A 14,349-nucleotide genomic window follows, 5' to 3' on the forward strand; every position below is an offset into this window, starting at 1 on the left:
GCCCATGCCGGTTCGCCGCTTACGCGGCGATCCGGTCTCGCGCTTGCCGTCCCGCTACAGGCGACGGAACACGCATGGCCGTGTTAGAAGCGATGGCGGATACCCACGGTCGCCACAGCCTGCGAGTTCGAATCCGACGCGGAAACGCCCATGATGTCCGCGTGAATCTTCCCTTCGCCATCCACCACGCGCTGATACGCGGCTTCTGCGTAAAGGTCGGTGCGCTTCGAGAGCGCGTAATCGCCTTGCAGCGTGAACTGATGGAACTTCGGATTCACGCCTTCCAGGCTCGCGTCCGTGTACGTATAGGCGCCCGACACCGTGAACGCAGGCGTAAACGCGTAGCGGCCATTGATTTCGTAGTTGGCGAAGCGCGCGCTGTCGCCCGCGAGCGACGTCGTCGCGCCCGCGTTCGCGGAGTTGATGGCCGTGAGATTGTTCAGCTGCGTTTGCGTGAACACGAAGCCCACGTTGGCCGCGCCGAACGCGTAGTTCAGGCCCGCGCCGTACGTGCGTTGACGCGAAGCCGTGAAGGTGGCGTCGTCGCTGACCGCGCCGCTGCTGTTGATGGTCGAACCCGAGTTGTTGAGCTGCAGGTAGCCCGCGCCTGCCGTGAGGCCGCCAAACGCGTAGGTGGCGCCGAGGCTGTATGCGCGGTTGCTCGCAAAGCCGCCTGCGTCGTTCGAGAAGCCGTACAGCGCGTTGAACTTGAGGCCGCCGTAGTTCACGCTCTGGTACTTGAGCGAATTGCTCACGCGGAACGAGTTGTTGAGGTTGTCGTTGTCGTACGGGTGTGCGGCGAGCGTGCCGCCGTATTGCGTGCCGTTCAGCGACAGTGCGCCCAGGTTGTCGACCACGCTGTCGTACTGACGACCCAGCGTGAGCGCGCCGGCCTGTTCGCTCGAAAGACCGACGAACGCTTGACGGCCAAACATGCGGCTATTTTGCTTCGCCGCGCCGGTCGAAATGCTGAAGCCGCTCTCGAGCACGAAGATCGTCTTGAGGCCGCCGCCCAGGTCTTCGCTGCCGCGCAGGCCCCAACGGCTGCCGTTGAGCGCGCCGCTCGACTGTTGCACGTTCGAGCTGCCCGACTGGTTGCTCGTGTACAGGACGCCGGCGTCGATCAAGCCGTAAAGCGTAACCGAGCTTTGCGCGTGCGCCGCGCTGGCGAAAGAGGCTGCAGCGACTGCGAGAGCGGATAGGGTGTTCTTTTTCATCGTGACTCCATTGCTTTGTATTTCGCTCGAAAGAGAGCGAGCGCGGAGCATAACGCGATATAGCGAGTGCATTTCGGAATTTGTGGCATACATGCCACGATTACTGGCTAACCGTTTCTTACTTGTTCCGGCTTATTACTTCCGCACCAGAAATGATAAAAATATCAGTTAAATCAGGGACTTTTTGTGATCTCGCATGGTGGGTGGAACGCACGGTTTTCCGTATTTTTATCGTAATTTAGAGAAATATTAGACGATTCCGCATCCTTGAATATTACGGTGAATGAATACCGCGAAGAAATGCATGTTATTCAACGAATCGAATTGGCTGCACCGTTCCTTATCATGATTTTCGGCCACCGGCGCGGCTGTGACAAAGCGCCGCCTTGAGTACTCTTCCATGCATTCGGGCGCGAACGCCCCGCGTTCCCATGACTGACACCATCGTTGCGCTGCTCGCCAAGGCGAAGCAGCATTTCATCGCCGGCCGCATCGACGCCGCGCAGCACGATCTCCAATCGATCCTGCGAGTCCGTGCCGATCACCCTGGCGCGCTGGAAGCGATGTCTTTCGTCTACGCTGCGCGCGAGGATTACACACGCGCCGCCGAACTCGCATGGCGCGCAGCGCAGCCCGCCACGACGGTTCCGCAGCAGTTAGAGCAAGCGGCGCGCATTTGCCAGTGCGCGCAACGCCATGCAGACGCCGTCGCGCTCTACGAACGCCTGCTCGCGCTCGCGCCCGATCACGCTGAAGCGCTGCACGGCGCAGCGATGTCGTTCATGCAACTGGCGCAGGCCGAAGCCGCGCTCGCTTGTCTCACCCGACTGACGCGCCGCTATCCGCACGCGGCGCAAGCGCACTACAACCGCGGCACGCTGCTCGGCTTGCTGGGCCGTTACGACGAGGAACTCGAAGCGTACCGGCGGGCAATCGAACTCAAGCCGGATTTCGTCGCCGCCTATGTGAATCTGGGCGTCGCGTTACGCGATCTGCATCGCTTCGACGAGGCGCTGCGCCAGTTCAGGAAAGCGTTGTCGATCGACACGAACGACGCCGGCGCACGCACGAATCGCGCGCAGACCAATCTGCTGCTCGGCGAATTCGAGCACGGTTGGCGCGAATACGAATGGCGCTGGCGCGACGGCGAAATGACACACGGTTTCCCCGCGGCGACGCAATGGACCGGCCAGCCACTCGCGGGCAAGACCGTGCTCGTGCACGCGGAACAAGGTTTCGGCGACACGTTGCAGTTCATTCGCTTCATCGAGCGCCTGAACGCGAAGGGCGCACGCGTGATCGCGCGCGTGCAGGAGGCGCTGCGGCCGTTGCTGCAGAACGTGGCGGGTGCGGCGAGTGTGACAGGCGAATTTTCGGCGCTGCCGGCGTTCGACTACCACGTGCCGATGTTGAGCCTGCCGCATGCGCTCACGCTGCGCGAAGGGGACTTCGCGACCTCGAGTGCGTATCTGCGCGTCGATACCGAAGTTGAAGATGCAGCGCGCGCATCGTGGTCCGACGTAATCGGCGCCAACGAGAATGACGATCGGAGGCTGCGCGTGGGCGTGGTCTGGTCAGGCAGCACGACGCACGTGAACGATCGCAATCGCTCGATGCCGCTTGCGGAACTCCTTCCGCTTTTCGACGCCGATGCGCGTTTCATCTCGCTGCAACAAGAACCGCGTGAGCGCGACCGCGCCTGCGTCGACGAACTCGCGCAGCGCGGCCGGCTGATCGACACCGGCGCACGTTTGACGACGTTCCCGGCGACGGCGGCGCTTGTCGCGCAGCTCGATCTGGTGATCGCCGTGGATACGGCGGTCGCGCATCTGGCGGGCGCACTCGGCAAGCCCGTGTGGATCGCGCTGCCGTTCACGCCGGACTGGCGCTGGCAACTGAATCGCGACGACAGCCCGTGGTATGCCGATGCGCGTCTGTTCCGTCAAACGCGCCGCGGCGAGTGGGGCGACGTGGTGGCAGCGTTGCGCACGGCGATCGATGCTCGAATCGCCGCGCGATCGACCACGAGGCATGCAGCATGATGGTCTGGCCTGCGCCGGCCATCACGCCCGCCAGCGGTGGACTGCCAGCGCACTTAGAACCGGTGGCGCATGCCGATCATCACAATCGCCTGCGAGCTCTTGCCTGAATCGATTTCGGTCGAACCGATCACAGCCTGCGCGGTGCCTTCGCCATTTTCGCCGCTCGCGTGTCCGTAACCGCCCACTGCGTAAAAGTCGGTGCGCTTGCTGATCACATAGTCGGCGCCAAGCGCAAACTGGTTGTACTTCGCCGATGAATCACCGCTCGACTTCATATACGTATAGCCGATTTCAGTCGTGAGCGCGGGCGAGATCTGCCACAGTGCATACACTGAGCCGGTGTTGTACTTTTGCGCCGTCGTGAAGGACGAGCTTGCGTCCGGCACGTACTGCGCGAAGCTGTAGTAGCCGCCGAGCGTGACGGGACCGATGGCGTAGTTGCCGCCCAGGCGCGCGATGTTGATGGAACGGGCCGACGAGTAGGCGTCGTTGACCGACGTGGTGAAAAGCGAGTCAGCGGTGGTCGTGCCGCGAGTCGACAGCACCGCATTGCCGTTGTCGATATGCATGAAGCCCACTGCGAGGCCGAGCGGTCCCTGACCGTACGAAAGCGCGCCGCTCCACGTCTGGCCCGATCCCTGCGAGCCGGCAACGCCGCCGAACGTGTACATCCATTCCGTCTTCAGGCCGGCCAACGTCGGGCTTGCCCATTTGATGGCATTGCTAAAGCGCGCGGTATTGTCCGCGTTGTCGATGTCGCCCGGCGTCGAGAACATGCCGCCGAGGAAGTTATCGCCCTGGATGGGCTGCACGAGGTCGGTGAGCGGGTCGTACTGACGCCCGGCGGTCAGCGTGCCGAACCGGCTGTCCTGCAGGCCGACAAACGCTTGACGTCCGAACAGGCGGGTTCCTTGCCCTGACTTGCCGGTCTCCACGTTGAAACCGCTTTCGAGCGTGAACACCGTCGTCAGTCCGCCGCCGAGATCTTCGCTGCCCTTCAAGCCCCAGCGCGAACCCGAGAGGTTGCCGCTCGTCATCGAGATTTGCGAGCTCTGTCCGCCCGAATTGTGCGTGTACTGAATCCCCGCGTCGATGAGGCCATACAGGGTCACGGAGTTTTGCGCGAACACCTGGGTCGAGAACCCGGAAAAACTAAGGATAGCTACAGAAATTGCGGACTTCTTCATCGAAATATTTTCCTTGTTGTCTGAGAGGCGGCGACGGGCTGGCGTGAGCGAGCCCTTCGCCGCGCTTTTCTGGCATGAGTCGATCATGCCGACGACAGGCTAATTCCCGATTATTAATCTATTAAGTAGATGTTCTTATCAATCATTCTATTATCCGCAGTTTCGTTTACAGAATTTTTCTCACAAATAAACTTAATAGATATTTCATTTTCCGAATTATTCTTACTCGATGTAATACATAGTCGAAAGCAGAGCAAAAATGGTTTCGCAATAAAACAATATAGACAAATGCCTCTATTTTCAATGCGTTTTCCCTTCGGGCAGAATCGCTGACACGAATCTGACTCATTGCGCCATTACGATCTGGCGCGCCTTACGCCCCGGCTTATGCACCGGAAAAGGGCATTAGCGGCAGCCTGCAGGCGTGCGCCAATTTGCTTGCTGTTTTTCACCACACGTTAATTTCGGCAAAGGATGGGAAATTCTATGAATCGGATGAGTACAAGCCGTTTTGGTTTGCTGTCGGCGGCAGGCGCCGCTGTACTGGCCTCCATGGGCGTGGGCAGCGCGAATGCGGCGCCGTCCGACGCGCTCGTCGCCGCCGCGAAGCAGGAAGGGCAGCTGACGGTCATTGCGCTCCCGCACGACTGGTGCGGCTATGGTCCGATGATCGAAGCCTTCAAGGCGAAGTACGGGATCAAGGTCAACGAGCTGAATCCGGATGCGGGCTCGGGCGACGAGATCGAGGCGATCAAGGCAAATAAAGGCAACAAGGGTCCGCAGGCACCGGACGTGATCGACGTCGGTCTGTCGTTCGGTCCGTCGGCGAAGGCGGACGGTCTGTTGCAGCCGTACAAGGTGTCGACGTGGAAGTCGATCCCGAACGACTCGAAGGACGCCGACGGATACTGGTATGGCGACTATTACGGCGTCCTTTCTTTCGAAGTCAACGCGGACATGATCGACAAGGCCCCGGCCGACTGGAGCGATCTGCAGAAGCCGGAGTACAAGAACGCGGTGGCGCTGGCCGGCGACCCGCGCGCGTCGAACCAGGCGATCCAGGCCGTCTACGCGGCTGGCCTGTCGTCGGCCAAGGGTGATGCGAGCAAGGCCGAAGCGGCCGGTCTCCAGTTCTTCGCCAACCTGAACAAGAACAGCAACTTCGTGCCGGTGATCGGCAAGGCCGCTTCCGTTGCGCAGGGCACGACGCCGATTCTCGTGCGCTGGGACTACAACGCGCTTGCCGACCGCGACACGCTCAAGGGCAATCCGAAGGTGGAAGTCGTCGTGCCGAAGACGGGCGTCGTTGCGGGCGTGTACGTGCAGGCCATCAGCGCCTACGCGCCGCACCCGAACGCCGCGAAGCTGTGGATGGAGTACCTCTATTCGGACGAAGGGCAGCTCGGCTGGCTCGCGGGTTATTGCCACCCGATCCGCTACAACGAGCTTGCCGCGCAGAAGAAGGTGCCCGCCGCACTGCTGGCGAAGCTGCCGCCCGCCACGGCCTACAAATCGGCCGTATTCCCGACGCTGCAGCAGCAGGACGCGACCAAAGCGGCTGTGACGAAGCAATGGGATAGCGTCGTAGGCGCGAACGTCAAGTAAGCGCGATTGCGGATGGTGATGCGCGAGGCGGTGATCCGCGCTCGCGCGCCAGCCGCAACTTTCGCTGGCATTGCATCGCTCACTCCTCGTTCCTGAAAGCCCTATGAGCACTGTATCCAACCTGGAGCCCAACGGGCCTGATCTCGCCGTGCCGCCGGGAAACGCTCCGCATGCAAAGCGATCCTCGGGCGCCGCGCGCTACCTGTCCTTGCTAGGCGTCGCGCCGTTCTTCATTTTCACGCTGCTGTTCCTGATCGCGCCGACCGTGTACCTCATGGCCGGTGCGTTCCAGAATGCACAGGGCCGGTTCACGCTCGACAACTTTCGGCAGCTCTTCGAGCCGGAGGTGCTGAGCGCGTACTGGATCAGCATCAAGGTGAGTACGGCGTCGGCGGCGGGTGGGGCGGTCATCGGCCTGCTGCTCGCGTGGGCCGCGGTGCTCGGCCGCTTGCCCGGCTGGATCCGTCCAACGCTATTGACCTTCTCCGGCGTCGCGTCGAATTTCGCCGGCGTGCCGCTCGCGTTCGCGTTCATCTGCACGCTCGGGCGCGTCGGTCTCGTCACGATGCTGCTGCACCGCTACGCGCACGTGAACCTCTACGCCACAGGCTTCAGCATTCTCAGTTTCTGGGGGCTGACGATCACCTACCTGTACTTTGAGATTCCGTTAATGGTCCTGATCATTGCACCTGCCCTGGATGGCCTGAAGCGCGAGTGGCGCGAGGCATGCGACTGCCTGGGCGGCACCGCGTGGCACTACTGGCGCCTCATTGCGCTGCCGGTGCTGTGGCCAAGCGTGCTTGGCGGCGCGCTGCTGCTGTTCGCCAACGCGTTCGGCGCAGTCGCCACCGCGTACGCGTTGACCGGCAGTTCGCTGAACATCGTGACGATCCTCCTGTATGCGCAGGTGCGCGGCGACGTGCTGCACAACCAGAACCTCGGCTATGCGCTCGCGCTCGGCATGGTGGTGATCACGGGGCTCTCGAACGGCGGCTATCTCTGGCTGCGTGCGCGCGCCGAAAGGGGGCGCCGATGAAAAAGCCATCCCGGCTGGGCGCCTGGATCGCGATTGTCGTCGGCGCACTGTATTTCCTGATCCCGCTCTTCGCGACCTTCGAGTTCAGCCTGCGCATGCGGCGCGGCACATACAGCTTCGACGCGTACAAGGTCGTGCTGGGCGACCCGAGCTTTCAGGCGTCGTTCGGCTATTCCGTGCTGATGGCGTTCGTGACGATCGTGATCGGCGTGCTGCTCGTCGTGCCGACGGCGTACTGGGTGCAACTGCGGCTGCCGAAGCTGCGCCCTGTGGTCGAGTTCATCACGCTGCTGCCGGTCGTGATTCCGGCAATCGTGATCGTGTTCGGCTATCTGCGCCTCTACAACAGCAGTTCGTGGCTGCCGATGACCGGCAACGAGCGCGCGACCGACCTGCTGCTCGCATTCGGCTACGTCACGCTCGCGCTGCCCTACATGTATCGCTCAGTCGATGCCGGCCTGCGCGCGGTCGACGTGCGCACGCTCACCGAAGCGGCCGAGGCGCTCGGCGCCAACTGGCCCACGATCCTCTTCAAGGTGATCTTCCCGAATATCCGCTCGGGCATCCTCTCGGGCGCGTTCCTGACCTTTGCCGTCGTGATCGGCGAGTTCACGATGGCGAGCCTGCTCGACCGTCCGGCGTTCGGCCCTTATCTGCAGCTGATCGGCGCGAACCGCGCCTACGAACCCTCCGCGCTCGCGATCATCGCGTTCGTCGTCACGTGGGCGTCGATGGGCCTGATCCAGGTCTTCGGCTCCGTGCGCGCGGCGGCGGCTCACAAATCCTGATGAACCAGGACATCATTCATGGCATTCCTTGAGATAGAGAATCTGCACAAGTCGTTCGGCGCGCATACGGCGCTGCATCACTTCGACATGCAGATCGAGCGCGGCGAATTCATCACGTTTCTCGGGCCGTCGGGCTGCGGCAAGACGACGGTGCTGCGCATGATCGCCGGCTTCGAAGATCCGACGCGCGGCGCGATCCGTATCGTGGGCAAGGACGTCACGCGGCTGCGCACGCGGGCGCGCAAGATCGGCATGGTATTTCAGTCGTACGCGCTGTTCCCGAACATGACCGTTGCCGGGAACATCGGCTTCAGCCTGAAAGTCGCGGGCCGCCCGCAAAGCGAAATCAACAAGCGCGTGGAGGAGATGCTCGAGCTCATCAAGCTGCCGCTTTTCGGCGAGCGCTACCCGTGGCAGCTCTCCGGCGGCCAGCAGCAGCGTGTCGCGCTCGCGCGCGCCATTGCCGGCAAACCGGAGGTCTTGCTGCTCGACGAGCCGCTATCTGCGCTCGACGCGAAAATCCGCATCTCGCTGCGCCAGGATATCCGCGCGCTGCAGCGCGAGCTTGGCATCACGTCGATTTTCGTCACGCACGACCAGGAGGAAGCGCTGTCCATTTCCGATCGCATCGTCGTAATGAACGAGGGGCGCGTGGAGCAGGTGGGTACGCCTGCCGAGATCTACAACTTCCCGCGCACGCGCTTCGTGGCGTCGTTCGTCGGCACGCTGAACCTGCTGCCGGGCAAGATCGTCGATCCGGCGACGGGGCGCATCGCGGTCGACGGCCAGGTGCTCACCACCTCGCAGCCGCTGCCCGCCGACGACGCGGGCCGCGCGCGCCTGCTCGCAGTGCGGCCGGAGGCGATCCGTCTGGAAGCGCCGGCGGCGGGCCGCAACTCGCTTGCGGCGACGGTCGAGGACATCGACTTTCTCGGTGCGGTGGTGCGCATCCGTGCGCGCGTGAAGGAAGCCGTCGTTTCGCTGGACGTTTTCAACGACCCCAACCACGCATTGCCGCAACGCGGTCAGCCCGTCGCGCTCGGCTTTTCGCACGAGAATCTGCTGGTGCTCGAAGAGGGGGCGTGAGCACGCCGGTCACTACGAACGTGGAGGTCGCGCTGCCGCTGCCTCCACACGGTCCGTGAGCTTGCCGACCAGCGCATTCGCCACGATCTCCTCGCCAATGACGACGTCGGACGCCCCGGCGCTTTCGAATAGCCCCTTTCGCAAGGGATTTTCGCTGGGCACGACAATCGCAAGCGAAGCGTTCAGCGTATGCGCCAGCAAGGTGATCGCCAGATTGTTGTTGCTGTCGGGCGTTGTCACGATCAGTGCTTTGGCGCTATCGAGCCGCGCGCGCCTGAGCACGTCGTCGAATACGTCCGGGGGACCCAGAACCACCATCAGTCCGCGATCCGCCGCCCGGTGCGCCTGCTCCTGGTCGCCCACGACGACGAGCACCGTCTCTCCTGCTTCGCGCAAGCGGTTGGCGACCAGTTCGCCAAGCGAATGGAATCCAACCAGCACGACATGATTCGCTAGATGCCCGAGCTTGCGTTCCATAAGCCTGTTCTCCCGATAAGCCAGCACGTCGTCGCTCGATAACATGCCAGTGAGCCTGGAAACCGCGAATCCGCCAATCACCATCGTCGCCGACATGGCGAGCAGCATGAAGATCTTCTGACTCGGATTGAACTCCGTAAAGTCGCCGAGTGTCGTGACGAGATTGAATCCGTCCCAAAGGGCCGTAAATACTTTGCCGGAAAGCGGAGCACCGGACTGGTCGAGCAGGGCCAACCCGGTGGCCGCGCCAACGAGCAGCAGGGCGAGAAGCGCAATGGTCAGGCGCACCTCGCGGCGCCATTCCCGAATGCGCAGCCCTCCGAGGCGGGGCTCATGAACACGGAAGATCCACATCGTTACCTCGGACCCAGGCGGAAATCGATTGGCGATCGTGCGTTGCACAAGACAGCACCGCTGTGACTGCCTAGCGTATCACTCAGCCGTTCAGACCCAGGTTCGGCTGCCCACGAACGACCGAAACAAGACGACCGCCACGCGGCGCGGCCCGCCTGTCGGCGATTCCCCGACATCTCTCGGCCAAGTGATGGCCGCGCCCAAACTCGCATCGTCGCGTATGCACGCTGGGTCGGGCTTTGCGCGGATGGTGCCCCGATGGCATGACATCTGCATGGTGTGGCGCGAGCGGCTGGCCGCTTGACGCATCCTGCAACCGTCCTGTTCGAGGAGACCCATCATGACTACGTTGACCATCCGCGATCTTCAGAAGTCGCAAGCGCTCGATCACGAAGCAATGGCCAGGTTTCAAGGTGGCCGGATGAAGATCATCGGCTCGCACCCCGGCTCGATCCTCACCTCCGCCGACGGCGACCCGGTCGCCGTGTATGTCGACGGCGTGCTGCAAAACTCCGTTAGCGACGGCTACTACCACGGCTGAGTGCCAGCGGCATACAAAGCAGAGCGGTGTAACCGCGGGGGGCTGATGTGGACCAAACGTGGCTATGTACCGCTGCCGGCGCGATCGTGATTGTGATCGCGCTGGCTGGCGTGACGGCGCACTACCTTCGTGAGCGTCGTCGGGCCGATCTTCTGCGCAACTTCGATCACCATGAATGGTGGCAGCGTAACCACGGTTCCGCCTGCACTTCGGGCGGCTCGGGTACCGGGAGCAGGGCAGTACAAGCAGGAACATGGCGGAAATATTGAACGGGTATTCAACGATGAGCTACCCATTTCTGGCCCCCATCGATTGATGGAGGCGATCGGGGGCGCGGGAAAAACATAGCGAGAGCGTATTGCGCCTGCGCGTAGGTTCGGCCCGGTCTTGCAACGAGGCGAAGGTGCCCGCTTCGAGCAGGCCCTCGATAGAGGAGGAAATGAGCGAAGTGAAGCGGCTTTTTTGTGCAGACAAGAAGGCCTGTTGCACCCCACATGGCAATCCTTAGAGGTAGCTCATCATGAAATCGCTAGGTCAAACATTCGTTATCCTTATCATTTTGTCCGCTCCAGTGGCTTCGTTCGCACAATCGAACGCTGCCGTGACTCCCGAGCAGGTCCGCGCCGAACTCGTGCAGCTGGAACAGGCTGGCTACCACCCAGGTGACGGCGACAACACAAATTATCCAGCCGATATCCAGGCTGCCGAAGCGCGCGTGGCCGCGCAGAACGGCGGGAACAGCTACGGCGGAATGGCTGGCGGGACGTCGGCGTCTGGTGCGCCCGCTGCCGCAACCGGCGACAGCATGAAGCCGATTTACTTCGGTCAGTAAACCATTGCGTTGACGAAGCCCTTCCTCCGAATGGAGGGGCTTTGTTTGGGTTCGTTACCGGCAGAAAAATGAGGGCCGGACTGACAGGCCCATTGCAAGAAACCTGAAAAGTTGCCAGAATTTCGGCCCGGCCCGCCTTACCCGGGCACGCGGAATGCTCCGAAACTTGAAAACGTTTAATCGCCGCTCATTGACTAATATGTGGTCTATGAAGCCATCGCTGCGCTATGTGGGAGTTTGTGCAATCTGCGCCTTCTTTACGGCGTGTGGTCAGATCGCGCCCAGACAAACGGCATGCAGCGTGGATTCCTGTCGCACGCGGCACGAGGTGGTGCAATCCGGCGAGGCGTCGTGGTATGCGGAAAAATTCCAGGGGCGGCAGACCGCCAACGGAGAACGCTTTGATGCCGGCTCATTGACGGCTGCGCATCGTACATTGCCGCTTGGCAGCTACGTGCGCGTGAGGTCGATGGCAACCGGAAAGTCGGTTGTCGTGCGCATCAACGATCGCGGCCCCTACGTGAAAGGCCGAATCATCGATCTCTCTTATGCCGCCGCGAAGACCCTGGGGTTGACGGAAGCACGGTCGATGCGAGTGCAGATCGAACGCGTGGAGAACACGCAAAACGCACAGGCGGAGCCGGACGACGGCGGAATTCTCGCTACAGGAAGGTGACGTGAGGGCTGACTCGCGTCACGCCACGCTCCTGTCGCCACCGCATCATCCCATGGTTTGAGCGGCGCTCGCGCTGCGCTGCCTGAAATGGCCCGGCTTCAGCGCCATGACAGCTACGAGACTGAGCGCGATGCCGATCATCACATAGAGCACCGGCGCCAGCGGCGAACCCGTGAGCGCAATGAGCCACGTCACGAAAGTCTGTGCAAAGCCGCCAAAGATCAGGACAACGACGTTATTGACCACGGCGAGCGACGTCGCGCGCGTGCGCTTGGGGAACATCTCGGCAAGCGTCGTGCAATAGACGCCGAGGAAGGTCGCGCTGAGCACGCCGATCACGATTTGCGTGACGAGGAGCCGGGGCACGGACGGCGCCGCCACGACCCACGCATAGAGCGGATAGATCGCAACCAGGTAGGCGCCCAGCGACCCGACCAGCAGCGTCTTGCGGTCGTAGCGGTCAGATAGCGCCCCCGCGAGCGGCGTCACGATCAGCATGACGATGGCCGCGATCATTTGCACCATGAAGCTTTCCGAAACGGGCAGCTTGAGAACCTGCTTCGCGTAGGTGACGGTATAGCCGAACGTGACGTAGAAGGTAACGGTGCTCGCCACCACCATGCCCATGCCGATCAGATAGTCTGGCAGTCCGCGCTTGACGGCAGCCGCATCCGTCGTCCGGGCGCGCGGCGTGGCGTGGATGCGCGCATAGGTTTCGCTTGCATGGCGGCGCAGGTAGATGGTCAGCGGCGCAATGAGCAGGCCCACCGCGAACGGGATGCGCCAGGCGCCCGCGAGCTGTTGCTCGGGCGTGAACACCTGCGTGACCACCATGCCGAGCGCGGCGCCCAGCATCGTCGACATGAGCTGCCCGCTCATTTGCCACGATCCGTAGAAGCCGGTGCGATTCGGCGGCGCCAGTTCGATCAGGAACGCCGTGGAAGTGCCGAATTCACCGCCTATCGAAAAACCTTGCAGGAGCCGGGCCACCAGCATCAGCAGCGGCGCCGCGAGGCCGGCCGTCGCGTAGGTCGGCGCGAAGGTCATGATCGCGGCGGCCAGCGCCATGATGCCCATGCCGAGCGTCATGCCCGCCTTGCGGCCATATTTATCGCCGTAGAGGCCGAGCAGCAGGCCGCCCACGGGGCGCATGAAAAAGCCTGCGCCGAAGAGAGCCGTGGTTAGCAGGATCGCATTCAGATCCGCGCCCGCTGCGCCGTGCGAGACCGGAAAAAACAGCTTGCTGATGATCGGCGTCATCGCTGCGAAGATGGTGAAATCGAACCACTCCATCGCATTGGCCAGCACGGCGGCCACGATGACGGGCTTGATGCCTGGTTGAGTGTCCATCGGCTATCCCCGGATATTGGTTGAAGGGCGGTCCAGCATGCTTCGGTCAGGCGGCGGTTGCCGGCTCGGGAAACACGGGTTCGCCGAGATTGAGCATCAGCCGGTTCGCCCACGCGAAAATGGCGATCGAATGGATCAGGTCGAGTATTTCAGCGTCAGTGAGCCCGGCCTCGCGCAACGCTTGCAGCTGGTCGGCGTCAATCTCGTTCGGGCGCTCGGTCAGCGCAGCCGAGAAACGCGCAATCGCCTCTTCGCGCTTCGTCGTACCGGCGCTGTGCGGGTCGGCGAAGACCTGGCGGATCACGTCGTTGCGCTTGGCGAGCTGCTCGAAACGCTGGGCATGCACCGATGCGCAATACACACAGCCGTTGAGCCGCGAAACCACGGTGGTCGAAAGCTCCCGTTCCGCGCGAGGCAAGCCGCCGGGTGCGTACATGATCGCGTTGAACGCGGCGGAGCGCTGCCGCAGGATCTCGGGTTGATGGACGAGAAATCGGTAGTAGTCCGAGACTTTTGCCTTGGGATGGCTTTCTTCGAGAACGGTAATCTGTTCCGCCGTGGCATGGTCGAGATCGACCACGTCGAGCCACGCGTCCCATTCCAGCGATTCGTTCGTGAAGCCGTGCGAACGGATGACGTCGGTCATGATGCGCGCTCCAGCTGCTTGAGGGCTTGCAGACCCGCGACGAGGCGCGTCTGGTACGACAGAAAGGCGATCAGCTGCGCGAGTGAGACGACGGCGGGTGTCGTCAAGCCGGCGGCGGGCAGCGTCTGCAGCGCGGCCTTGTCGCCAGCGACCGGATTTTCGATCAGCGTGCGCGTGAATGCGAGGATCGCGCGCAGGCGCGGGGCAGGGAGGTCCTCGGGTGCACCCGTTTGCACGGCGGCGAGCGCCGCCGCATCGACTTCGTGTGCGGCCAGTTCGCCGCGGTAGTGGGCAACGAGCGCCGGGGAGGGCGCGAGGCGGCTCGCGTAGAGCGCGACGAGCAAGCGCTCGACGAGCGTGAGGCCGCCGAGCGCGGGATCGAACAGCGCGTCGTAGCTGCCCTGGGTCGCTTCCACCACCTTGGCGCGCTGGTGCCGCAATGCATGTGTGGCCGAACCGGGCGTGAGGTCGGCGACGCGATCGATGATGTCGTCGTCAGTGTCGTATGTCAT

General features: G+C 62.6%; 15 protein-coding genes. 8 read left to right on the top strand and 7 right to left on the bottom strand.

Translation table 11 applies throughout. The features are described 5' to 3' along the window. Positions 1–83: 83 nt before the first annotated feature. Positions 84–1,217 carry a porin gene (locus U5A57_RS32575; protein WP_321915795.1) on the bottom strand — a complete coding sequence of 378 codons (1,134 nt, stop codon included), beginning with the start codon at positions 1,215–1,217 and terminating at the stop codon, positions 84–86. A gap of 431 nt (positions 1,218–1,648) precedes the next feature. On the opposite strand from U5A57_RS32575, the gene U5A57_RS32580 reads away from it, so the two are divergent. Then, the gene (locus U5A57_RS32580; protein ID WP_321915796.1) at positions 1,649–3,259 is read left to right on the top strand and encodes a tetratricopeptide repeat-containing glycosyltransferase family protein; all 1,611 of its coding nucleotides are present in this window, start codon (positions 1,649–1,651) and stop codon (positions 3,257–3,259) included. 53 nt (positions 3,260–3,312) lie between these two features. Here U5A57_RS32580 and U5A57_RS32585 read toward each other — a convergent pair whose 3' ends face one another. After that, positions 3,313–4,446, bottom strand: coding sequence for a porin (locus U5A57_RS32585; RefSeq protein WP_321915797.1), 1,134 nt, complete (start codon positions 4,444–4,446; stop codon positions 3,313–3,315). Positions 4,447–4,941: 495 nt separating this feature from the next. Between U5A57_RS32585 and U5A57_RS32590 the strand changes: the two genes are divergently transcribed. From U5A57_RS32590 to U5A57_RS32605, 4 genes are all read left to right on the top strand, one after another. Continuing rightward, on the top strand, positions 4,942–6,051 hold the full coding sequence (locus U5A57_RS32590; RefSeq protein ID WP_415766135.1) for an ABC transporter substrate-binding protein: 1,110 nt from the start codon (positions 4,942–4,944) through the stop codon (positions 6,049–6,051). Positions 6,052–6,154: 103 nt separating this feature from the next. Then, positions 6,155–7,087: an ABC transporter permease subunit gene (locus tag U5A57_RS32595; RefSeq protein WP_321915799.1), complete on the top strand. Its 933-nt coding sequence runs from the start codon at positions 6,155–6,157 to the stop codon at positions 7,085–7,087. After that, positions 7,084–7,875: an ABC transporter permease gene (locus tag U5A57_RS32600; protein WP_321915800.1), complete on the top strand. Its 792-nt coding sequence runs from the start codon at positions 7,084–7,086 to the stop codon at positions 7,873–7,875. The genes U5A57_RS32595 and U5A57_RS32600 overlap by 4 nt, the downstream gene beginning before the upstream one ends. 18 nt (positions 7,876–7,893) lie before the next feature. Then, positions 7,894–8,961 (top strand): ABC transporter ATP-binding protein, encoded by a 1,068-nt coding sequence (locus tag U5A57_RS32605; protein ID WP_321915801.1) that lies wholly within the window; start codon positions 7,894–7,896, stop codon positions 8,959–8,961. 12 nt (positions 8,962–8,973) lie between these two features. Here U5A57_RS32605 and U5A57_RS32610 read toward each other — a convergent pair whose 3' ends face one another. Next, a complete protein-coding gene (locus U5A57_RS32610; RefSeq protein WP_321915802.1) occupies positions 8,974–9,792 on the bottom strand; it encodes an NAD(P)-binding protein in 819 nt (272 codons plus the stop codon). Between the two features lie 340 nt (positions 9,793–10,132). Here U5A57_RS32610 and U5A57_RS32615 point away from each other — a divergent pair, with 340 nt between their 5' ends. Next, positions 10,133–10,333 (top strand): hypothetical protein, encoded by a 201-nt coding sequence (locus tag U5A57_RS32615; RefSeq protein ID WP_321915803.1) that lies wholly within the window; start codon positions 10,133–10,135, stop codon positions 10,331–10,333. A gap of 62 nt (positions 10,334–10,395) precedes the next feature. On the opposite strand, the gene U5A57_RS32620 is transcribed toward U5A57_RS32615, so the two are convergent. Further along, positions 10,396–10,527 carry a hypothetical protein gene (locus U5A57_RS32620; RefSeq protein ID WP_321915804.1) on the bottom strand — a complete coding sequence of 44 codons (132 nt, stop codon included), beginning with the start codon at positions 10,525–10,527 and terminating at the stop codon, positions 10,396–10,398. 326 nt (positions 10,528–10,853) lie between these two features. Between U5A57_RS32620 and U5A57_RS32625 the strand changes: the two genes are divergently transcribed. Beyond that, the gene (locus tag U5A57_RS32625; protein WP_321915805.1) at positions 10,854–11,165 is read left to right on the top strand and encodes a DUF4148 domain-containing protein; all 312 of its coding nucleotides are present in this window, start codon (positions 10,854–10,856) and stop codon (positions 11,163–11,165) included. Between the two features lie 166 nt (positions 11,166–11,331). Next, positions 11,332–11,841, top strand: coding sequence for a septal ring lytic transglycosylase RlpA family protein (locus U5A57_RS32630; protein ID WP_321915806.1), 510 nt, complete (start codon positions 11,332–11,334; stop codon positions 11,839–11,841). A 45-nt stretch (positions 11,842–11,886) separates the two neighbouring features. On the opposite strand, the gene U5A57_RS32635 is transcribed toward U5A57_RS32630, so the two are convergent. Genes U5A57_RS32635 through U5A57_RS32645 form a run of 3 tightly spaced genes read right to left on the bottom strand, consistent with a single transcriptional unit; the run spans position 11,887 to position 14,349 of the window. Continuing rightward, positions 11,887–13,191, bottom strand: a complete 1,305-nt coding sequence (locus U5A57_RS32635; RefSeq protein ID WP_321915807.1) for an MFS transporter — start codon at positions 13,189–13,191, stop codon at positions 11,887–11,889. A 46-nt stretch (positions 13,192–13,237) separates the two neighbouring features. After that, on the bottom strand, positions 13,238–13,837 hold the full coding sequence (locus U5A57_RS32640) for a peroxidase-related enzyme (RefSeq protein ID WP_321915808.1): 600 nt from the start codon (positions 13,835–13,837) through the stop codon (positions 13,238–13,240). Further along, on the bottom strand, positions 13,834–14,349 hold the full coding sequence (locus tag U5A57_RS32645; RefSeq protein WP_321915809.1) for a CMD domain protein: 516 nt from the start codon (positions 14,347–14,349) through the stop codon (positions 13,834–13,836). The genes U5A57_RS32640 and U5A57_RS32645 overlap by 4 nt, the downstream gene beginning before the upstream one ends.

The organism is Paraburkholderia sp. J11-2 (assembly GCF_905220185.1).
Lineage (GTDB): Bacteria > Pseudomonadota > Gammaproteobacteria > Burkholderiales > Burkholderiaceae > Paraburkholderia.

Coding starts and splice junctions, on each gene's coding strand:
- U5A57_RS32575 (WP_321915795.1), bottom strand. CDS start 1,217: ATGAAAAAGAACACCCTATCCGCTCTCGCAGTCGCTGCAGCCTCTTTC.
- U5A57_RS32580 (WP_321915796.1), top strand. CDS start 1,649: ATGACTGACACCATCGTTGCGCTGCTCGCCAAGGCGAAGCAGCATTTC.
- U5A57_RS32585 (WP_321915797.1), bottom strand. CDS start 4,446: ATGAAGAAGTCCGCAATTTCTGTAGCTATCCTTAGTTTTTCCGGGTTC.
- U5A57_RS32590 (WP_415766135.1), top strand. CDS start 4,942: ATGAGTACAAGCCGTTTTGGTTTGCTGTCGGCGGCAGGCGCCGCTGTA.
- U5A57_RS32595 (WP_321915799.1), top strand. CDS start 6,155: ATGAGCACTGTATCCAACCTGGAGCCCAACGGGCCTGATCTCGCCGTG.
- U5A57_RS32600 (WP_321915800.1), top strand. CDS start 7,084: ATGAAAAAGCCATCCCGGCTGGGCGCCTGGATCGCGATTGTCGTCGGC.
- U5A57_RS32605 (WP_321915801.1), top strand. CDS start 7,894: ATGGCATTCCTTGAGATAGAGAATCTGCACAAGTCGTTCGGCGCGCAT.
- U5A57_RS32610 (WP_321915802.1), bottom strand. CDS start 9,792: ATGTGGATCTTCCGTGTTCATGAGCCCCGCCTCGGAGGGCTGCGCATT.
- U5A57_RS32615 (WP_321915803.1), top strand. CDS start 10,133: ATGACTACGTTGACCATCCGCGATCTTCAGAAGTCGCAAGCGCTCGAT.
- U5A57_RS32625 (WP_321915805.1), top strand. CDS start 10,854: ATGAAATCGCTAGGTCAAACATTCGTTATCCTTATCATTTTGTCCGCT.
- U5A57_RS32635 (WP_321915807.1), bottom strand. CDS start 13,191: ATGGACACTCAACCAGGCATCAAGCCCGTCATCGTGGCCGCCGTGCTG.
- U5A57_RS32640 (WP_321915808.1), bottom strand. CDS start 13,837: ATGACCGACGTCATCCGTTCGCACGGCTTCACGAACGAATCGCTGGAA.
- U5A57_RS32645 (WP_321915809.1), bottom strand. CDS start 14,349: ATGACATACGACACTGACGACGACATCATCGATCGCGTCGCCGACCTC.